Genomic DNA, 19,925 nt, shown 5'->3' on the forward strand with positions numbered 1-19,925 from the left:
ACTTAGATTCGCCTAACTCTTAATTGCTGTAATGCGATTTGTGCTGATTGAATCGAGATTCGTTGATCAGGTAATCCAAGTTGATGTGATAGGCATTTGGAGTATCCCAGAACGATTGTTGGGCGTTGGTGTAGACTGTCTCTCCCAAAACGTCAAAAATATTGACATCAACTATAGTTTCGAAATGCTTTGGAGAGATGGAAGCTCCCGTTCTGTGGCCTTTGGGATCTTCCAAAGATTGATTCTCAGTTGCAAAAGAATCCGAACCGTCTTGTGTGACAAATATTGGAGTGACCAAAACACTGCCATACACAACATATTGAACACCTAGCTTGTCACAAATTTCACCAGGAGAGTAATCTCTAATATTGGTCCAATCGATGTCGTTCTGCGCCAAAAGCAAATTGGTAGAATCTGCAGGCTGTATTTTGAGGTAATCATTTACGCGCCTTAAATCTTCTATACAGTCTTTTTGAACGATAAGGCTAATATTCTCCTTCACGTTTTTATTGTAAGCATCAGCATACACAAATGGGACAACGGCAATGCGATTCTGATACATTTTCATTTTCGTCTCCCAATCGACGTAAGTTCTTGGTGGCAAACCGAAGTTTAGTAGCTCAGTTTCGCCATCTCCAAAATCAATTCTGACAATATCTGATTTATCAATCCGAACGGGTATATCTTGTCCTGTCAAATGCATTGTAATAGTGGTTTCGTCTTGAGCTTTTACGTCACCAACTTTAATTAGACCGCTCATCAGAAACACTTTGTCTAATGAGTTTTTGTCTTGTGAGAATAGGTTCCCTCCGAAAAGAACAAGCAGAGATAGAGTGACAAATACAGGCTTTAAGCGACCAAGGCTGAAAAGAGACATATGTATAGCTGATTAATTTAAGCGCCAAAGTAATAAAATCGGTTAAAAGGAAGTCGGACAACTTCAAAAAGGTAATACCATAAAGCCGATGATACCTGTGCGAATAACCGTTTCAGAAAGCTGAACGATAATCACCAAATGCATTGAAGCTCTATACTCTTACCTCAGAAAAAAAATCTCTGCCTAGGTCTCTGTTTCATCAGGAGCGGAATCAGCCTGATCATTTGGTTGATTCAAAACAATTTGCGGGTACGGTATTTCAATTTTTGCTTTATCAAAGGATTCTTTGACCAGCTTCATGGTATCACTTTTTGTCTGGAGCCAAATCTTTTGGTGTACCCAAAAAAGAATCCGTAGGTCAATGCTACTGGCTGCAAACTCATTGACGTACACAACCGGTTCGGGTGACCGTCGAATACGTTTATCCGCTTTGAGTATTTCCATCACAATCACCGAAGCCTCTTCTAGATTGGTTCCGTAATTCACCCCTACCAGTAATTCAACGCGCCTGAACTTGCTACTGAGCGTCCAATTAATCAAATGGTTATTCAATAAATCTCCGTTTGGAATAATAACATCTGCTCCGTCAAAAGATGTAACGGTACTGCTTCTGAAGCCGATGCTCTTCATCTTTCCTTTTTGCCCGGCTATTTCTACCACATCTCCAATATTCAGAGGCTTTTCAAATGCGATAATCAAGCCCGAGACTAAATTGCTTACCAGGCTTTGCAGACCAAAACCAATACCAACACTTAATGCCCCAAAAATGATGGCAACTTTATCCAGTGGTATACCTGTGGCCGCAAAGGCGAGTAAGACTCCACAGGTGATTATGACAATTCGGATTAGCAATACCCATCTACCTATACCTCCTCTTACGTCTTCTGAATTCACATTCTCACCGTCACCCGCGAAATACGAAACCAATTTCGAACTCACCGCTGAAATCAATAAAATACCTGCGAAGACGAGAATGTCTGTGATGCTGAATTCCAATGAGCCAATAGCATAATCAGTCTGTAAGAACTGCTTTATCGGGAAAGCAATTTCTTCATAGATGTAAAAATTCCTCCCAACCAAAACAAACCAACCCAAGAAAACCAAGTAGTATAAATAAGACGGGGTTTCTTTCTTTATTCGGTCAAAGTCTACGTAGTATCTTTTCTTCTCATCTTCTCTGTAAGCTTCTGCGCTTAGGGCGAATAGATCGTTAATCAAGTGCATGGTCCACAAGAGGTATGTGCCTATGATAATATTAAAGACGCCTGAGGTAAACATTGCCTTGCTCAGATTATACCTCCCAAAGACATTGCCAAAAATGGAAACCGCAACAAACACCAAGAATACAATGATGAAGAGAAAAATTCCACGTTGTCGAAGTTCGGTCACACGCCCGCTGAAAACGACCACAATTCCGAAGACGAGACTTATAGATGAAAGTATCAACATAAATTCTCTTTCCAATCTGGAAGCTTGCAAAACGAGATTCAAGGCACAAGTAGCTAAAAACACCAAAAAGAGAAACGAGAAAGACAACTTCCAAAACGTTGAGGTCTCAAACCAAATCACCCTTGCAAGCATAATGGTGATAAGGATCCATATCAATGCCTCAAATACGAATGGAGGTGACGGAAAAATGAATTGCCCCACAGCCAGAGTTATGACGGATGCTGATAGCACGGGAGATTTTAAAGCTTCTTGGGTCAAGTCTGTTTGATTCGATGACTTTGCCGCGAAAATATTGCGCTTTAAATTCTTAATATACCTGTTTATCAGAAAGAAAACGAAGAGCAAGAGAAGGATTTGAAATACCTGATTCTCGATATAAAAAATGAGCACCAAGAATGATTTGAGTGCTGAGTAATGAATTATTTCCTCAAACGGCCTGGTATATCCAACAGGGCCATAAATATTGGCCAATTCTCGTTTGAACGAAAGCCCCGACAATTCCTCCTGAAATTTGCGGATTTCTTCTCGTTTAAGCCTCAAATTGGCGATCATAACATTGGCTCGGACCTGTGTAGCACCCATTTTTTTCAAATAAGCATCTAGCATCTTTTCAGTTGGGCCAAAATCACTTCGGATCGATGCTACTTTTTGAATGTACTCCTCAACTTCCGCAGAGTCTCTCGGCAAATAAAATAATAAGGTGTCGCTAGCAACGGAATCAATGCGCAATCTAAAACCCTCGAGGCGTTCCTTAGTCCGATCAATCTGTTCCTTCTTGAGCTCTAGATTCTTTTCAAACCCGAGAAGCAAAGCTGATGATGTCGCTAAGTTGCGTGAAGTTTGTATGGTTCCCTGATTGTAAAAAATACCATCAAAAGCCGTTTGAGCGCCTTCTTTAATCTTCTTAATTCCTATTTCATAAGAGGCTGTGTCTATACCAGGCTCTAAATAATCGCGGGCTTTTTGAAATTCCGTTCTAAGGCCATTAAAAAGCAGATTTTGTCGGCTTAAAATACTGCGCTCACGCAACTCCCCTTCCAGCATTTTACTGCTCTCCAACATTTTATCCTCAAGTACCTCGCGTATCGAAGAATCAACGACAATAGGCTTTAATGCTGTATCAATCTGGCCTTGAATCCTTGTAAAAGAAATGGCTAGTAGCACCAATAAATAAATGCGAAATTTCATGCAGGTGTCTTACAAAGAGTGATGAAAATTATTCTGGCCAAAGATAAATGATTGTGTTATGATTTAATTCGACTTGATTTTTCAGTAATGTGCACCATATTAGATGAAAGCAGTGCTTTCAAAAGTTTTCGTTTTAATCTCTCGTTAGAGTCCCTTTCACTAGGCGTAAAACGTTGTGTCCTTTTCACCTCAGCTTTGTACCCTTTTCACAATCAATTTCATACTTTTCAGCTCCAAACACTGGAATTGATACTTCACAAATTTGCAATTTTGGCAATGATCGCGCGAAAACAGAATTATCCTGTCGGAATTGGTATTCTTCTGCTATTCTTGAATTCGGTAGCTCCAGCTTTGTTTGGACAAGGCGAAGACACAATCGTTGCACTCGATTCGGAGAAATGGATTGAAAAGATGAACGATAAACTAGCCATTGATCTCTCAGCCAATAACGATTTTCACCGATTTGAGTTGCGAACAGATGATTTACGACTCGTATTATACCCAAACACACCAACCAATTTGAAGTTAAAATTGAACTATCGATTTCTTTCCGTTGGAATTAAATATGCTCCAACCTTTATTCCAGGCAATGACGATACAGAACAGCGGGGTACTACAAAAAACTTTGGGCTGCAAACTGAACTCATCTTTGACCATTGGTTTCTTGATCTCGCTTACAATTCCGTGAATGGTTTTTATTTGAGAAATTCGGATGAACTGATTTCAGAACTTGAAGAAGGTGAGTATCTCCTTTTTCCGGATTTAAAATACCGAGGTTTTCGAATAAGTTCTGGGTATTCGCAAAACACAAATTTCTCGTTGCGAAGTTTAACGACCCAAACGGAGCGCCAATTGAAGAGTGCAGGAAGTTTCATGCCAATGATTAATTTCAGATACTATATTATAGATGACCAATCTGATGGGAATACCACACAAAAATCAAATAATACTGAAGTTGATATAGGCCCAGGATACGCCTATACCTTCGTCATGAATGAGAATTTTTACTTTTCTCTGGGTGGATCTGCCAATATGGGCTATTTACGCACCAAGCTCACTACTCGCTTTCCCGATGGGGATTTGGTTACGAATAGCGATAACCTCGTGCTCAGACTCGATGGAAGAACGGGAATAGGTTACAATGGCGATCGATTCTATACAGGTCTTTACGCCACCTTGTCAGAAACGCGCTACCGTCAAGAAAGTACCACTGCGATAAACTTTGACACACGTCTCCTCTATCACCTCTTTTTCGGAGTCCGGATAAAAGCTCCTCGATTTATTGAGAAGCCAGTAAAATCAGTGGAAAAAAAGTTGCAGTAGAGCTAAGGGAGAGACAGTATCGTTGTACTCACTTCGACAATGTTTCTTGAAAAGGAAATTAATCTTTTGCACCCATATATAAAGAGAATTTGTACTTGTTCCTTTGAGCACAAAGGAAATAGGCAAGCCTTTATTAATAGTTTTGACGGGGTAAAAGATGCAGGAGCATGTTGGAAATTCCATCCGTTAATGCACGGAAATTGATCCCCTTGGGGAAGAAGAAATTTATTGAAAATTAAAATGGCGAGCACTAAGGAACCTAAAATCATCATCGGCTGCATGTCTTGGGGAGCATGGGGAAAGCGACTCTCACAAAGCGAGCAAACTCGACTCATTGAGTCTTGCGTCGAAAACGGAAACACCACCTTCGACCATGCCGATATCTATGGCGATTATACCACCGAAGCAGAGTTTGGTTTGGCCTTTCGGCAAAGCAACGTCAGTCGAGATCAAATTGAATTGATCACTAAATGTGGTATCCAATACGATGGAAAATCGCGAAACAACTCAATCAAGCATTACGATTACTCCAAAGACTACATCATATGGAGTGCGGAGGAATCGCTTAAAAACCTCGGGACGGACTACCTCGATACCTTTCTGCTCCACCGCCCCAGCCCTTTGATGCACCCCGATGAAATTGCCGAAGCCATCACGCACCTTCTGGAATCGGGTAAGATCAAGGAATTCGGAGTCTCCAATTTTACTCCTTCACAGGTTTCCCTGGTTTCCGGCAAGGTCAATATCTCGGTAAATCAAGTGGAATTCTCCCTGACCCAGCACTCTGCCATGGAAGATGGCACTTTTGATTACCTTCTTCAAAACGGCATTCGTGCGATGAGTTGGAGTCCTTTGGGAAGCGTTTTCAAAAAGGACGACGAGCTAAGTCAACGCGTGAAAAAGATTTTGGCATCGCTTACTGACAAGTACCAAACAACCGAAGATGTCCTTCTTCTTGCGTGGATTCTAAAACATCCTATCAAAGTTTCGCCGGTGATCGGCACCACCAATCGCGAGCGAATCAAAAACAGCAGCCGCGCATTGGAACTCGAGCTGGAATTGGAAGATTGGTTTGAATTACTGAAAGCAAGTCAGGGGCGTAAGGTGCCTTAATTCGAATCGGCCATCAGTCGAAATCCACCACCAATTTCTACTTTAGGGATCTGAAACAATAGACAGTAACTTGATTTTTGATTTTCCTTTCAGCTTTGGACAGAAAAGTTCCTTGCTGCTTATCTTTTTCTTTTTCGGCTTGGTGTTCTCTCTGCTCACTTTGAGAATAGGAGTACTTCGAGAGAACAAAGCAAGCAAGTGGCTAAGCCTTTTACTCTTCCTTTGCACGATGTATATCACGCCCTATATGCTGGGGTATGCGAATTGGTATTCAGGAGGCGTTACCCGCGAGATTCTATTCTTTGTCCCTTTCATGCAAGTGTTCCTGATAGGTCCTGTGGTATTCTTTTACATGAAAAGCTTACTGGACAGTGGTTTTCGTCTTTCACAACGGGAATTTTTGCACTTTTTGCCTGCCGTTCTCTATGGGGTCTACAGTTTAGTCGTTTTCGTTACCGACAAATTAATCCTCGATGAATTCTACTTCTATGCGGATGGACGGGATAAAGATCTGGCGAATTGGTATCAGGCATCGGGCTTATTCTCGATGGCGATCTACTTAATTCTCAGCTTAAAATACTACACAGATTACAAGAAACGGATATTCAATGAGGTAAGTTATGCCGACACCATCTTGTTTCAGTGGATCCGAAATTTTACGATCGCGTTTTTAGGTATTCTCATTTTGAGAGTGCTGTTTTTTATTATCAACCCCGATTGGGGAGAATTTGGCAGTCAATTTTGGTACTACCTCTCCTTCTCATTCATCTTTTCATATGTTGCGATTGCGGGGTACACCAATGTAGTGAAGTACACAACACTTTCCGAGATTGGTCAGTCAGGATTTAATAAATATCAAAAGGTTGAACAGAAAGAAGTCGAGCAGGATGATAAATCTCAACCTGACTCCTCCTTGCTAAAAGAGACCAAGCCGAATCAGCTAGACGAAGCCCGAATTGTTGAATGGAAAACAAAACTTCAACATTTGATGGGTGAAAATCGGCTCTATGAAAACCCGAGACTAACCCTCACCGATGTCGCTCAAGAATTAGGTACGACTTCAAAACTAATTTCCACTGTAGTGAATCAAGGCTTCCGAATGAACTTCAATGACTACGTAAATCAATTTAGAGTAGAAGCGGTGCAGCAACGACTCAAGGCAGGTGAACATATTTCAAAAACATTGCTCGGTGTGGCATTGGAATGTGGCTTCAACAGTAAGGCGACTTTCAATAGAGCGTTTAAAAAGAATACCTCCATTTCGCCTAAAGATTTCCTTGAATCTTTAACAAATGAGTAGGTCTCAAATCAAGATTTGCAGCGATAGCAGCCTTTACCAAGTGCACCTTTGACAAAACAAATCGCCCTAGATATGAAAAAATTGATTCTGCTACCCGCCTTGCTTTTTGCAATCGCTACCTTTTGTCAAAGCCGGAAAATTCAGCTCGATTCATTGGTCAATTCGAAGATTGGTACAGAAGATCCTTCTGTTATGGTCGGAGTCGTCAAAGATGGAGAGATCATCTATACAAGCATTCGAGGCATGGCTAGTCTCCAGCACATGGTTCCTGCCAATGAAAATACCCGATCAAATATCGCTTCTACCGCCAAGCAGTTTACCGCTTTAATGGTTTTGGATCTTTCTATGAAGGGAAAGCTTAGCTTGGAAGATGACATCCGCGAGTTTATTCCAGATCTGTATCCTGAAGTCAAAGAGGAGATCAAAATCCGTCATTTACTCAATCACACGAGTGGTGTAAGAGATTACTGCGATCTGATGGGCATTCAACAAGATCCATGGTGGAGACGAGAAGGTCTTGATAACGACGAAGTGATAGAGTTTTTAACGCAACAAGAAACCGTCGCTTTTGAACCAGGGTCAGAATATGAATACAGTAATTCAGGCTATATACTTCTAGCCAAAGTTATAGAGGTCATTACGGAAGAGGAGTTTCACGAGTATTCAAGGCGCTACTTTGAAGAAATGGGAATGAATCAAACTAGATTTTTGGAAGACTACATGCGAATTGTTCCTAATCAAGCCCTGCCTTACTCCGATTGGGGAGATGGGGAATGGAAGCAATTCCCAATGATGACAAGCACCTATGGCGAAGGGTTTCTATTTACTACTCTCAATGATCAACTCTCTTTTGAAATACTGATTCAGCAAGCGACAGAATCTGGAAACGAACTATTGATAAAAAGTCAGGAGCCTATTCCAAATAGTGAAATTGAACAATATGGATTTGGGTTGGAACTATCGGATAAACTGGGATATATATCAGTCCATCACGCAGGTGGAACAGGATCTTACGGTTCGCAAATGGTTAGATATCCTGAAGAGAAGCTTTCCATATTTGTGATGAGCAGCAATAGTAAAGTATGGACAGGAGGGCTGGCTGACGAAATAGCCAGTGTATTCTTAGAAGAAATAGTGACCCCGATTGAATACGCCTCTCGTCTTGACTCAGTTCCCACGAAAAAACTCTCCAAGGACTTCAAAGGACAATATCTCGCATCTGATGGTCGATTGATTCGCATCGAAGAAGAGGAAGGTAATGTCGTTTGGAAATACGCCAACCAATATTCTATTCCGATTATTAAGGAGGAAGAAAATCTCTACCATGCCAGTTATGACGAGAACCTAAAAATCGGATTTTTTGAAACAGAAGTGGTGCTTTTCGATCCTGACGGAGAGACGACCATTTTTAAAAAGCATAAAATTGAAGAGCCTACACTAGCAGACTACGAGAGTTTTGTAGGCAAGTACTACAGCGATGAGTTGGACATGAACTTTAGCCTATCCTTGGTAGAAAACGACTTAATGATCGACTTAGACGGGTGGAGCAAGAAGAGAAAAGTAGAGGTTCTAAACCAAGATGACTTTTTGGTACGCAACTATATTCTCAAAGTGGAAAGAGATGAATTCGACCGTGTAGTTGCCATTTCAGTTAGCCTGAGTCGCGCCAAGAATAATAGGTTCGCCAAGAAATCCAATTTGCAGTTTCAACCCAAAATTGAAATCGCAGGTGGCACGATCAGCGTCACGACTATTGGTTCTGTAGATGGATCAGCCTCAGATATTTTGCTTACCAAAAACTACGAGAACGGGAATGAGATTTGGTCTCAGCAATTTGGCGGAAGCAGCTACGACAAGGCTAGCTCAATCATCGATACGGAAGATGGTTATTTGATCGTTGGCTCGACAAGTTCATACGGCAAGGGCAATTATGATATGTTCGTCATAAAGACCAATAAAAAAGGAAAGAAGGTGTGGCAAAACACCTTTGGTGAAAAAATGAATGAATATGGTTATACGGCAGAAATTACACCGACCGGTTATTTGATCAAAGGAACCACACAACATTGCACTGATGGCGATGTCTTTGATTGCACTACCAATATTTGGATGGTTTCTATCGATGAAGATGGCAACCAATTATCGAGCAAAGTTCTGGAAGAGATGTAATCGCCAAAGAGTCGATCGAAAATATCTCAACCCGTTTCAGAATTCCAACTCCCTACTGCTGATAGTTCAATAACCAATGGAACTTCTGACGAAATGCCTTTATTTGTTCTTAGAGCAGATGATAAAATTTTAGGAGCCGCTGTTCTCAGAAAATAAAGCACTTTTTCTCAACAGCTCTATATCTTCAGGGCTGGCCATAGACTGCTCAGCTCGGCTAAAAGCTCCTTTTGAATGCTTGAGAGATGCCTCTCGAATGATTCTATTTTTCATGAGGTGCAGCGAATGAAATGCCTTTTGCATCTTCAACATGACTTCAATATTACCCGCACCGTCACGGGCAACTGCTCTGAAGGAGTCTTCAAACAGATCCTCCAAATTGAGCTTCGGAACCTCAATACGATCATATTTAACCCTTTCGTCAGATTCAGGTGAGTATTGATCCCACAAATAAAATAGTCGTTCATTGGTACCGATGATTTGAATTGCCGTTCCCGGATCGTTTATACCCGTTGAAAGGGCGCGGCTCGCAATTTCTGATAGTGCGATCAGACCGAATCGCGGGTCGGAATCGAAATCACGAGTTTTACCTATTGAGAAGCCCTTATTGATAGCTTGATTTACTTCTTTTCTCTCTAATGGTCCGTCAATATTGATAAATGCAATTGGTGTTCCGGGGTTGACAAATCTCCCCGGCATAGAATTAATACGGATCGTCAATTCCCTCTTTTCCGCGAAAGCTTGAAGTTTTTGAAAATTAATACTCTGGATATAGCCCGTTACGTTGCTAAACACCGCAGTGCTTGGAGGCTGATTGTTATCATATGGCTTAGCCTTGAGGTAAGGATATTTGAGTCGTTCAATGATAGCTATGCTGGTAGCTTCCTCTATTTTATGGATGGTATGCTCAAGACGGCCTAATCTTGAAATACGATCTACCCAACGCAAAAACACCAAGATGATTAAGGCAAAAAATACCAATGCAAAAAGAAACAAAATAAATCTCCCGGATTTTCCAAAGTAACCGTTGTTGATAGCAACCGATGCAACTATTCCAAATATAAACGCACTTATAAATACAGAAAGCGCATTTTGGGAGACATCGTCGGCAATTACTAGTTTGAAAGATCGAGGTGTTGCTGCGTTTTGTGCTGCAGAAAATGCGGAAAGCATTGATGTAACTGCAAAAATGGATATAACCAACATGCTGGATGCAATAGTATCCAGGAGCCATTTTACTGATTCCATTTTAATTTCGGGAACAAGATCATCTAAAAAAGTTCCATCAGCCTCTGAAGCTATCAAGGCTAGTACAATAGCAGCTGCACAAAACAAGGCAGGTCTAAACCAAAGCCGTTGTTTCAGCTTGGACCAGAAAAGGGTAAGTTTATTCTTCATTAATGTGAAACTTGAACCGTGTTGAAAGGATAAGCATAATAACTTAAAGACCTAGGCAAATATGCCAAAAGGTTCGTACCAAGAATAATTCTCCTCCAATTAAACCATTTCTTTGTCCTTGAGTCCAAGGGACTATTACACTTCGAATACTCACTAAATCTATCATTCGCTCATCGATTTTCGATGCGAGAAAGCACAAGTACGTCCAGCATGAAAAAACTCTTTTCACTTTTTGCCCTTTTGGCGCTCTCATTGATCAGCACCGCTCAATCTTTTTACGATATCAACACCATCCAAACCATCGAGCTCACTTTTGAGGAATCGAATTGGGATGCGCTGCTAGACGCTGAAAAAGCAGGAGACGGCGATTACATCATGGCGCAAAGCGTTTTGATCAACGGACTGGAATACGACAGCGTAGGTGTGAAGTACAAGGGAAACAGCACTTACAATGCCAACCAAGTCAAGAATCCGTTTCATATCGAACTCGATACTTACAAGGATCACGAGCACGACGGATACACGGATATCAAGTTGAGCAATGTGGCCAAGGATCCCTCATTTTTACGAGAGGTCCTCTCCTACCAAATCCTACGAGATTACATGGACGCTCCGCTTTCCAATTATGCCAATGTATATGTAAACGGAGATTTGATCGGGCTTTACAGCAATTCAGAATCGGTGTCAAAGAAGTTTGTGAATAGCCGTTTTGGCTCAAATGACAATACATTTATCAAATGTAATCCCGTGGATGGCGCGGGTCCTGGTAGCAATGAATTGCCCGATCTGGTTTATCTGGGTCAAGACAGCGGAGACTACGATGAAGCCTACGAGCTCAAGTCTGACTTTGGTTGGGAAGACTTAATCAACCTGTGTGACACGTTAGAAAACCACATCGGAGATATTGAGGAGATCCTAGACGTAGACCGGGCACTCTGGATGTTGGCCTTCGACAATATTTTGGTCAACTTGGACAGTTACATCGGCGGATTCAAACAGAACTACTACCTCTACCGTGACGACAACGATCGATTCGTTCCCGTGGTTTGGGATCTCAATGAGTCATTCGGAACCTTCTCCATGACGGGATCTGGAAATCTCAATAACACCACCTCGAAACAGCAGATGAGCCATCTTCTTCACGAAAACGACGAGGATTTCCCATTGATAAGTCAATTGCTGAGCAATCCTTCTTACAAGAAAATGTACCTCGCTCATTGCAAGACCATCTTGGAAGATCACTTCGCCAATGACGATCAATATGTCGCAGCGGCAGAGGCACTGCAAGATATTATCGCAGCCGATGTACAGGCCGACGACAACAAGTTTTACACCTACAACAACTTCATTTCCAACCTCAATTCGGATATCGGAGGAGGAGGCCCTGGCCCAGGCGGAATGAGCGTCCCGGGCATTACCAATTTGATGGACGGGCGATACAGCTACTTGATGAATCAAGATGATTTTGAAGCTACTCAGCCGACCATAGACGATATTCAAATATCCATTGAGACACCGACTGTTGGAGAGCCTATTACAGTTACAGCTACAATTCTCAACGAGAACACGGCCTTTCTCGGGTACCGATCGGAGCCCAATACTCCCTTTCAGAAGGTAGAATTGCTTGACGACGGCATGCACAATGACGGATCGGCAAATGACGGCGTCTTTGGCGCAGAAATGCCGATTGAGAGCAATTTAGTGGAATACTACCTCTATGCCGAAAACGATGATATCGGAGCCTTCTCTCCCACCAATGCCGAGCACGAATTCTATTCAGTGTCTGCCACTAATGTGGTGATTGGTGATATCGTCATCAACGAGTTTATGGCTTCCAATGATGCCACTGCCATTGACCAAGACGGAGAATACGATGATTGGATTGAGCTCTACAACCGTGGCGATGAAACGGTAGAATTAGATGGCTACCACTTGAGTGATGACGAATCTGAACTAGGAATATTTACTTTTCCGGAAGGAGCCATTTTACAAGCCGATGACTACCTCGTGGTTTGGGCCGATAAGGATCTTGACCAAACAGGATTTCATGCCGACTTCAAACTATCGGCTAGCGGCGAGTCTATTTACCTTTCAGATTCTGAGTTCACTCTACTCGATGCCATCACTTTCAATGAACAAACTACGGATATCTCCTTTGGGCGTTCGCCAAACGGGACTGGAACTTTCCAATTTATGGAGCCGACCTTTGCTGCGGAAAACGATGTGCCATTGGGTATTGAGGAAGCGGTAAATCAAGACGGTACGATGAAGCTCTACCCCAATCCGACGCAAGAAAACTTCACGATTGAACTCTCAGGATTTGAAACCACCACGCAGGAAATCCTCGTTTACGACCTCCAAGGAAAAACCGTTTTCCAAGGATCGGTGCGAGATACCATTATCATAGACGCGAGCGACTGGACTGCTGGATTTTACGTGGTAACGGCTGGTAGCTTGAGAACGAAGTTGGTGGTTTACTAGCCGTCAACTTGCCGACCTCTTGATCATAATTTGCATAACTAAACGATAGCGCTTTGTCGAGTTCAGGTGCTCTGCAACCCTTTCTGAAGTGATCTCAAAAGAGACTTACACATTGAACTCAATTTTGATCTTCTCTGAAGTCAATTTTTTAATAAGCCATCCATAGAGAACGCTAAAACCAAGTGCCACAAGAATTGAGAAGAGACCAACTGTAAAAACAAATCCATCTAATTCCTGATCGGTCCCGTCAAAATCACTAAAATACTCCCCTGCAGGATTCATCGTATAGATAAGCGTACCGACATTATAGGCAATTCCAATACCGAACAAAATCACGTAAGAGACTCTTGCCCAATTTCTTCTCCTCAAAAGTCCGATGGCGCTGATAAATGCGTAGATGATTATCAACGGATATGCGAATACCCAGAGGATTTGTATGCTATCCCACAAGCTAACCGATGAATCAAATAATGAGTCCAACACTTCCAAAATGAAGCTGAAAAAAAACAATTGAAAAATGGACATCACCGTTGAAAGTGCCGATAGTACGATGAGTATCCACGCTAAAACCGTTATAAAAGTTGACTCCTTATGTACTTGCTCCATTTTCTTTTCTATAGACCTATTAAACTGCTATCTGACTTACAACAAGCCAAAAGTAGACGAATCAGATTTGCCGACAAGTATTCACCAATTTTAAACTGATCCCAATAATAGAGTAGCCCTGACGGGTGGATAGTTATCAGTCTATTTATAAGGCACTCTCGTTCTTTGGATCAATACTTGTAAATCTGGATCTCGGTATTCGCCTATACGCATATGTACTGTTTTGACGAGCTCAGAGAGATTGACACCTCATTCATTTGCTTGGTCATTAAGGAAAACCCCATAGGCTATGTGTGCATATGGGGTTGACCTTTAAAATTAATCAAAGGTGTATCCCTTATTCTGAGGCGGCCTGGAAATTGTAATTAGAACCCAAACATCCCGTTTTGATTCGCTAATCCTTCGGTAGGAATCTCTTGAATCACATCCCAGTGCTCGACGGCTTTGCCATTTTCGAATCGGAGTAAATCGTAGAAAACATGACTCTTTCCGCTCCACTGGCCTTCGCTTACGGTTAGCACAAAATCTCCTTCGCCCAGTACTTTGTGAATCTTCGTGTACTTAAACATGTTGTTTTGTGAAGTGAGGTATTCCACGGCTTCTACAATGCCTGATAGGCCGTCTTTGATACCAGGATTGTGCTGGTCGTATTGCTCGGCACTGATGTAGTCGGCGATCTTACTGGGGTTCTTTCCCATCAAGATGTCTTCTACCATTGACTTTGCAATCGCTTTGTTTTCCTCAGTTTTGTCGAGGTCTTTGGGAGTTGTCGGCCCGTCGGTTTGAGATCTGCCGCTCGCAGTTTCTTTAACAAGGGGAGTCATGGCGTCCCAGTGCTCAGCCACTTTTCCATTTTCATCTACACGTATAATGTCAAACGACACCATTTCATCAGCTCCGAAAGGAGCGGCGTTTCGCCAGATATTGTGCATGAAAACATAGTTTCCGTCCTGGAACATTCTCACGTTTTCGGCGGTGGTTCCATTTTCCTGAAGCACGGGCAGCATTTTTATAAATGGCTCAAGTCCCGTTGGGATAAATGGATTGTGCTGGATATAATCGTCATTGGCGTGCTCACGCATGGTCTCTTCATCTCCTTGAAGTACGGCGCCCAAGAAGGTGCCTACCGTTTCTTTATTAGTCATTGTTTTGGATGTTTTTGTGTTCGTTTCACTAATAGTTGATTGCGCTGTTTGTGAATTTGTGTCTTGGCATGCCCATAAAAGGGCTGTGAGCGTTAGAAGAGTTATCGTATTTTTCATTTTCTATAGTTTATTGCTTGCTTTATGAAAGCAAAATTACACAATAGCTTTTTAAATGCAAGTAATAATTGAAGATTAATTTCATTTTAAAAGTAATTTTCATGAAATTTGTCCCATGCCACAGGATTTTAGATGCGATTGCCCGATCACCTCAGCCCTTGATATAGTTGGCGATAAATGGATGCTAGTTATCGTGAAACAGATGCTAATGGAGGGAGCGGAAACCTTTAAGGATTTCACTAACAGTCCTGAAGCCATTGCCACCAATATTCTTTCGGCAAAGCTCAAAATGCTCGAAGAGGCGGGTATCCTTACGAAAAACAAGTTACCCAACAACAAGAAGACAAATATCTACCTGCTGACCGAAAAAGGATTGGCGCTCACACCCGTTATTGTAGAATTGGCCAATTGGAGCGATAACCATCTCAGAGATGTACATCCCAAAATTCAGGATGGAGAAGGCATGGAGTTCTTGCGGTCTGATAAGGAAGGGATGGGCAAAGCTCTCGTGAATGGCTACCGAGAGAAAGTTGCCGAACGGGAGTATCTGGATTAATTAGGATATTTCACGCTGTATCTAAAAAGCAGATTACTACATTCAACGCCTTTAAAATAAAGAAGATCGCCATTCATGGATTTTATCGAATACGCAAACAATTGGGCAAAAAGCGAGGTCACTCAAGGGCATATCATGATCGGGCTGGGTGTGCTGATTCTTGCCGCCTTAGTCGGCATAATAAGAAGTGAGGTAGAATTTCTGAAAGGAGCCACTATTCCTATCGCGCTGATGCTGGTGATATTGATAGGCTATGGAGGATACATTCTTTTTAGTCGACCTGCACATGCCAAAGAAAGTATTGCCCTTTTCCAAAAATCTGAGAAAGAGGCAATCGAACAGGAGATTGTCAAACATACCAACGACAATAAAGCGGGTAAAACGCTGATGAAGATTTACCCCATCCTGGCTATCGTTTCTCTAGCACTCTTGATGTTCCTTTCGAGTCCATATTACAAAGGGATGGCGGTAGGATTCGGATTCTTATTTTTGATGGCCTATGTAGTTGACAACGGATTCGTTTCGCGTTCTGACGCGTTTCTTGAATATTTGAACGAGTGGAAAGCATAGAAATTCACCAAAGCTCCATTGCTTGCGCGAGCAAACCACCAAAGCCCTGCTTCACCTATTTCGACTATTGATGAGTTTGTTTTTGTAAAATCGGTAAGAAATTATTCCTTCTAAATTTGTCCGAAAACCAATGAAGAGAAGCCTCGAAAATTCCTTAATGTGCTTATTCATTGCCTTGAGCTTGTCTTCATTCGCCCAATTGCTTACAGGTAACTCCAAAGAATTCATCTACCCATTTCAATCGCAGCACGACGAGGTGCTTTCGAACCATATCAGCGCCATAACCGACGGTGCTGCGATCATCGGATTGGGCGAAGTGAGCCACTACACCAAGGAGTGTTACGAATTGAAGCACCAAATAATTAAGACGCTGATCAACCAGGGATATGACGCTTTGGTGCTGGAAGTAGATTTTGGACAGGCAGTTTTGTGGAATGATTACGTGACCAATGGAAACGGAAATATCGATTCGCTGATTGCGGAGTCCGGCTGGTTTACCTACCGCACCCAAGAATTTAAGAACCTACTCATTGACGTCCGTAATCACAACCTTACCGCCGACCAACCTTTTCAGGTATTTGGGATGGAAATGACCGCCATGCACAACAATCTGCCTTGGCTGGAAAACTACTTATCGGAGCATTCTGCAGCGTCTGAAGAACTGGTAGCGCTTCTTATAAAAGAACAGCCCGTAGTCGCTTTTCAGCAGCACAGCCGTGTGGAAGTAATGGACTATTGGAATTTGTACTACGAACTCAGTGGATTCTTATCAGAGCACCGTGATGAACTGATTAATTCAGGAGGAGAAAAGAACTATGCCACGGCCCAACGGATCTCCGAAATAACCCGCCAATATGCCACTTACATTTCACAGGATGAGTTTATGATACAAGTAGAACTGCGCGATCAGTTTTCTTCGCGGAATGTAATGTGGTGCATGGAACAACTCGGAGAAGACAGTCAAATCGCTATCTGGGCTCATAATGGACATGTGGTTAAAGAATCTGTCCTGTTTGGTTACGATATTCTTGGCTATTATTTGAGCAAATGGTTTGGTGATGAGTACTATTCCATTGGGTTTACGTTCAATCAAGGAGAGTTTGGCGCATACTCTTCCAATGGGTTTAAGAAATGGGAATTGCCCTCGGTTCAGGTACCGTCATTAACCAAAGAGTTAGCTGAATTCAATAGCCCATATTTGCTCTTCGATATCCGCCGTCTTCTTCATGCCGAGCCTGATCTTCCTCTTTTTGAAAAGTCCGTCCCCATTCGTACGGATGTTTCAGAATCATTCAATGATGATAACAACCCAATGATGGAAATTGACCTTTCCAATTCTTACGATTGTTTGATTTATATCGATCATACCAATTATCCAACAACGATAGAATGGAAGCAATAGCAGCGTTCTGTTCGGAAATTTAATCAGCTAGAACTATGAAATTCGCCTACACCATCCTCTACGTCCGCGACGTGACTGCCACCATCGAGTTTTATGGAAATGCCTTTGGCTTCCAACGGAAGTTTATCACCCCCGAAAACGATTACGGTGAGCTGGCCACAGGAGAAACCACTATCGCATTTGCCTCTGTTGAATTGGGCAATTCAAATTTCAAAAGTGGTTTTCAAAAGAGCTCATCGGCCGACAAACCTTTTGGCATTGAATTGGCTTTTACTTCCGAAGATATCGAGGCCGACTTTCAAAAAGCGCTAAACGCAGGAGCCATCCCATTTGAGCCACTCATCGAAAAACCTTGGGGTCAAAAAGTAGGATACGTGAGAGATATCAATGGATTCCTCATTGAGATTTGCACTCCAATGAAAGCTGAGTAAGCCCATTTTTGGGTCGGTATGATCACTCCTGTTTGTACTTAGAATAGTTCAGAACTATCGGTAAGGACTGTAGAAGAAAAGTGAGTCAAGAGCATTCATCCGGATGTTCACCAGTCTCTGGCAAATTTTAGGGCGAGCATTCCCTACATTACTTTTATTCCATTCAATGATTGGGATGACCCCGCATATTCTAGTACTTTTCGAAACCCGAAAGGCAAAACTTCCGACAAAAAACTAAACTGCAAAGAGCCTTTTTTCAGGGCGCATCCCTAAATAAATCACCCGACTAGAATGACACAGAAAAGAGAAAACTCCATAGAAATGAGCAAGGCCGAATTTCAAAAGATCGGTTACGAGCTCGTTGACACCATAGCTGGTTTTTTTGATGTCATTGGCGAAAAACCCGTCACCACAACCAAGTCTCCGTTGGAATTGCAAAAAGAGCTGGGGACTTCTTCCTTACCGGAAAACGGAAAGCCCGCTGAAGAGTTGATCCACTCTGCCGCTCAACTATTAATGGACAATTCGCTGTTCAACGGCCACCCAAAGTTTTTTGGTTTCATCACCTCGTCGGCTGCGCCAATCGGAGCATTGGCAGATTTGCTGGCGGCTTCGGTCAATCCCAACGTGGGCGGACAAATACTGAGTCCGATGGCCACCGAGATCGAAAAGCAAACGATTCAATGGTTGGCTGAATTTATTGGGGTCTCCCCCACTTATGGCGGCGTATTGGTGAGCGGTGGCAATATGGCCAACTTTACCGCTTTCCTCGCTGCGAGAACCGCCAAAACACCCAAGAGCATCAAAGAAGACGGTCTTTCAAACACGACAAACCAACTGATCACCTACTGCCCGAAATCTACTCATACTTGGATTGACAAAGCAGCCATCCTTTTTGGACATGGTTCCAAATCGGTGCGTTGGATCCCGACTGATGACTCCAATAAAATGGACAATGCTATTTTGGAGAAAACCATAAAAGAGGATCTGGCCTGTGGACACCAACCCTTTATGGTGGTGGGCACCGCAGGAGATGTGAGCACGGGTGTCGTGGATGATCTCGAAGCCATTGCCGCTATTTGCAAAACCTACGACTTGTGGTTTCACATTGATGGTGCCTATGGCATTCCCGCTGCCGTTATTCCCGAGTTAAGGGAATTGTTCACCGGAGTAAAAGACGCTGACTCCATTGCGCTCGATCCACACAAATGGCTCTACAGTCCGTTGGAAGCGGGTTGCACTTTGGTGAAAAATCCCCAACACCTGATCGACACCTACAGTTCACATCCCGAATATTACAATTTTAGTCTAACGGAAGAAGGTGGGTCAGTGAATTTCTTTGAGTACGGACTCCAAAACTCACGCGGATTCCGTGCATTAAAAGTATGGCTGGCCTTGCAGCAAATAGGTAGAAGTGGCTACGAGAAGCTTATAAAAGAAGACATCGAATTGTCAGAGCACTTCCATGACTTGGCCGTCAAAAACACCGAACTGGAGGCCATCACGCAAAACTTGAGTATTAACACACTCAGATACGTTCCCGATAATCTCGAGCTATTTGGCGAAGAAAGAGATACGTATTTGAATACATTGAATGAAGAAATAGTAAACGAGCTACAAGCCGGTGGCCGAATGTTCTTATCCAATGCAATCGTAAAAAAGAGGTATTGCATGAGAGCTTGCATTGTCAATTTCAGAACGACCGAAAAGGACATCGAAGAGTGCATCGACATCATCATTGAAGAAGGTCGAAAGATCAATCAAAGACTTCAAAAACTATCATCAACCCATTGATCAAGAAAA

General features: G+C 42.5%; 15 protein-coding genes. 10 read left to right on the forward strand and 5 right to left on the reverse strand.

Features of this window, described 5'->3' with window-relative positions; genetic code table 11:
• Positions 1-19: 19 nt before the first annotated feature.
• Together O3Q51_09385 and O3Q51_09390 are read right to left on the reverse strand one after the other, a co-directional pair.
• The gene (locus tag O3Q51_09385) at positions 20-760 is read right to left on the reverse strand and encodes a hypothetical protein (GenBank protein MCZ4409020.1); all 741 of its coding nucleotides are present in this window, start codon (positions 758-760) and stop codon (positions 20-22) included.
• 300 nt (positions 761-1,060) lie between these two features.
• On the reverse strand, positions 1,061-3,514 hold the full coding sequence (locus tag O3Q51_09390; GenBank protein ID MCZ4409021.1) for a mechanosensitive ion channel: 2,454 nt from the start codon (positions 3,512-3,514) through the stop codon (positions 1,061-1,063).
• Positions 3,515-3,790: 276 nt separating this feature from the next.
• On the opposite strand from O3Q51_09390, the gene O3Q51_09395 reads away from it, so the two are divergent.
• From O3Q51_09395 to O3Q51_09410, 4 genes are all read left to right on the forward strand, one after another.
• The gene (locus O3Q51_09395; protein MCZ4409022.1) at positions 3,791-4,837 is read left to right on the forward strand and encodes a DUF4421 family protein; all 1,047 of its coding nucleotides are present in this window, start codon (positions 3,791-3,793) and stop codon (positions 4,835-4,837) included.
• A 240-nt stretch (positions 4,838-5,077) separates the two neighbouring features.
• Positions 5,078-5,950: an aldo/keto reductase gene (locus O3Q51_09400; protein MCZ4409023.1), complete on the forward strand. Its 873-nt coding sequence runs from the start codon at positions 5,078-5,080 to the stop codon at positions 5,948-5,950.
• Positions 5,951-6,062: 112 nt separating this feature from the next.
• The gene (locus O3Q51_09405; GenBank protein ID MCZ4409024.1) at positions 6,063-7,250 is read left to right on the forward strand and encodes an AraC family transcriptional regulator; all 1,188 of its coding nucleotides are present in this window, start codon (positions 6,063-6,065) and stop codon (positions 7,248-7,250) included.
• A 72-nt stretch (positions 7,251-7,322) separates the two neighbouring features.
• Positions 7,323-9,419, forward strand: a complete 2,097-nt coding sequence (locus O3Q51_09410) for a serine hydrolase (protein MCZ4409025.1) — start codon at positions 7,323-7,325, stop codon at positions 9,417-9,419.
• A gap of 129 nt (positions 9,420-9,548) precedes the next feature.
• Here the strand turns inward: O3Q51_09410 and O3Q51_09415 are convergent, their stop codons facing one another.
• Entirely contained in the window at positions 9,549-10,814 is a 1,266-nt protein-coding gene (locus O3Q51_09415; protein ID MCZ4409026.1) for a DUF2254 domain-containing protein, read from the reverse strand.
• Positions 10,815-11,024: 210 nt separating this feature from the next.
• On the opposite strand from O3Q51_09415, the gene O3Q51_09420 reads away from it, so the two are divergent.
• Complete coding sequence (locus O3Q51_09420) at positions 11,025-13,295, forward strand: CotH kinase family protein (GenBank protein ID MCZ4409027.1); 2,271 nt, start codon at positions 11,025-11,027, stop codon at positions 13,293-13,295.
• A 105-nt stretch (positions 13,296-13,400) separates the two neighbouring features.
• On the opposite strand, the gene O3Q51_09425 is transcribed toward O3Q51_09420, so the two are convergent.
• Both O3Q51_09425 and O3Q51_09430 read right to left on the reverse strand, forming a co-directional pair.
• On the reverse strand, positions 13,401-13,901 hold the full coding sequence (locus tag O3Q51_09425; GenBank protein MCZ4409028.1) for a hypothetical protein: 501 nt from the start codon (positions 13,899-13,901) through the stop codon (positions 13,401-13,403).
• A gap of 365 nt (positions 13,902-14,266) precedes the next feature.
• Positions 14,267-15,046, reverse strand: a complete 780-nt coding sequence (locus O3Q51_09430; protein ID MCZ4409029.1) for a nuclear transport factor 2 family protein — start codon at positions 15,044-15,046, stop codon at positions 14,267-14,269.
• 232 nt (positions 15,047-15,278) lie between these two features.
• On the opposite strand from O3Q51_09430, the gene O3Q51_09435 reads away from it, so the two are divergent.
• The 5 genes from O3Q51_09435 to O3Q51_09455 all read left to right on the forward strand — a co-directional run bounded on the left by O3Q51_09435 (position 15,279) and on the right by O3Q51_09455 (position 19,916).
• Entirely contained in the window at positions 15,279-15,719 is a 441-nt protein-coding gene (locus O3Q51_09435; protein MCZ4409030.1) for a helix-turn-helix domain-containing protein, read from the forward strand.
• Between the two features lie 75 nt (positions 15,720-15,794).
• Complete coding sequence (locus tag O3Q51_09440) at positions 15,795-16,289, forward strand: hypothetical protein (protein MCZ4409031.1); 495 nt, start codon at positions 15,795-15,797, stop codon at positions 16,287-16,289.
• Positions 16,290-16,419: 130 nt separating this feature from the next.
• Positions 16,420-17,691, forward strand: coding sequence for an erythromycin esterase family protein (locus O3Q51_09445; GenBank protein ID MCZ4409032.1), 1,272 nt, complete (start codon positions 16,420-16,422; stop codon positions 17,689-17,691).
• A gap of 35 nt (positions 17,692-17,726) precedes the next feature.
• Positions 17,727-18,122: a VOC family protein gene (locus O3Q51_09450; GenBank protein MCZ4409033.1), complete on the forward strand. Its 396-nt coding sequence runs from the start codon at positions 17,727-17,729 to the stop codon at positions 18,120-18,122.
• Positions 18,123-18,413: 291 nt separating this feature from the next.
• On the forward strand, positions 18,414-19,916 hold the full coding sequence (locus O3Q51_09455) for an aminotransferase class V-fold PLP-dependent enzyme (protein MCZ4409034.1): 1,503 nt from the start codon (positions 18,414-18,416) through the stop codon (positions 19,914-19,916).
• Positions 19,917-19,925 lie beyond the last annotated feature (9 nt).

The sequence above is a fragment of the Cryomorphaceae bacterium 1068 genome, assembly GCA_027214385.1.
Taxonomy (GTDB): domain Bacteria; phylum Bacteroidota; class Bacteroidia; order Flavobacteriales_D; family Cryomorphaceae; genus JAKVAV01.

Coding starts and splice junctions, on each gene's coding strand:
- O3Q51_09385 (MCZ4409020.1), bottom strand. CDS start 760: ATGAGCGGTCTAATTAAAGTTGGTGACGTAAAAGCTCAAGACGAAACC.
- O3Q51_09390 (MCZ4409021.1), bottom strand. CDS start 3,514: ATGAAATTTCGCATTTATTTATTGGTGCTACTAGCCATTTCTTTTACA.
- O3Q51_09395 (MCZ4409022.1), top strand. CDS start 3,791: ATGATCGCGCGAAAACAGAATTATCCTGTCGGAATTGGTATTCTTCTG.
- O3Q51_09400 (MCZ4409023.1), top strand. CDS start 5,078: ATGGCGAGCACTAAGGAACCTAAAATCATCATCGGCTGCATGTCTTGG.
- O3Q51_09410 (MCZ4409025.1), top strand. CDS start 7,323: ATGAAAAAATTGATTCTGCTACCCGCCTTGCTTTTTGCAATCGCTACC.
- O3Q51_09415 (MCZ4409026.1), bottom strand. CDS start 10,814: ATGAAGAATAAACTTACCCTTTTCTGGTCCAAGCTGAAACAACGGCTT.
- O3Q51_09420 (MCZ4409027.1), top strand. CDS start 11,025: ATGAAAAAACTCTTTTCACTTTTTGCCCTTTTGGCGCTCTCATTGATC.
- O3Q51_09425 (MCZ4409028.1), bottom strand. CDS start 13,901: ATGGAGCAAGTACATAAGGAGTCAACTTTTATAACGGTTTTAGCGTGG.
- O3Q51_09430 (MCZ4409029.1), bottom strand. CDS start 15,046: ATGACTAATAAAGAAACGGTAGGCACCTTCTTGGGCGCCGTACTTCAA.
- O3Q51_09435 (MCZ4409030.1), top strand. CDS start 15,279: ATGCCACAGGATTTTAGATGCGATTGCCCGATCACCTCAGCCCTTGAT.
- O3Q51_09440 (MCZ4409031.1), top strand. CDS start 15,795: ATGGATTTTATCGAATACGCAAACAATTGGGCAAAAAGCGAGGTCACT.
- O3Q51_09445 (MCZ4409032.1), top strand. CDS start 16,420: ATGAAGAGAAGCCTCGAAAATTCCTTAATGTGCTTATTCATTGCCTTG.
- O3Q51_09450 (MCZ4409033.1), top strand. CDS start 17,727: ATGAAATTCGCCTACACCATCCTCTACGTCCGCGACGTGACTGCCACC.
- O3Q51_09455 (MCZ4409034.1), top strand. CDS start 18,414: ATGACACAGAAAAGAGAAAACTCCATAGAAATGAGCAAGGCCGAATTT.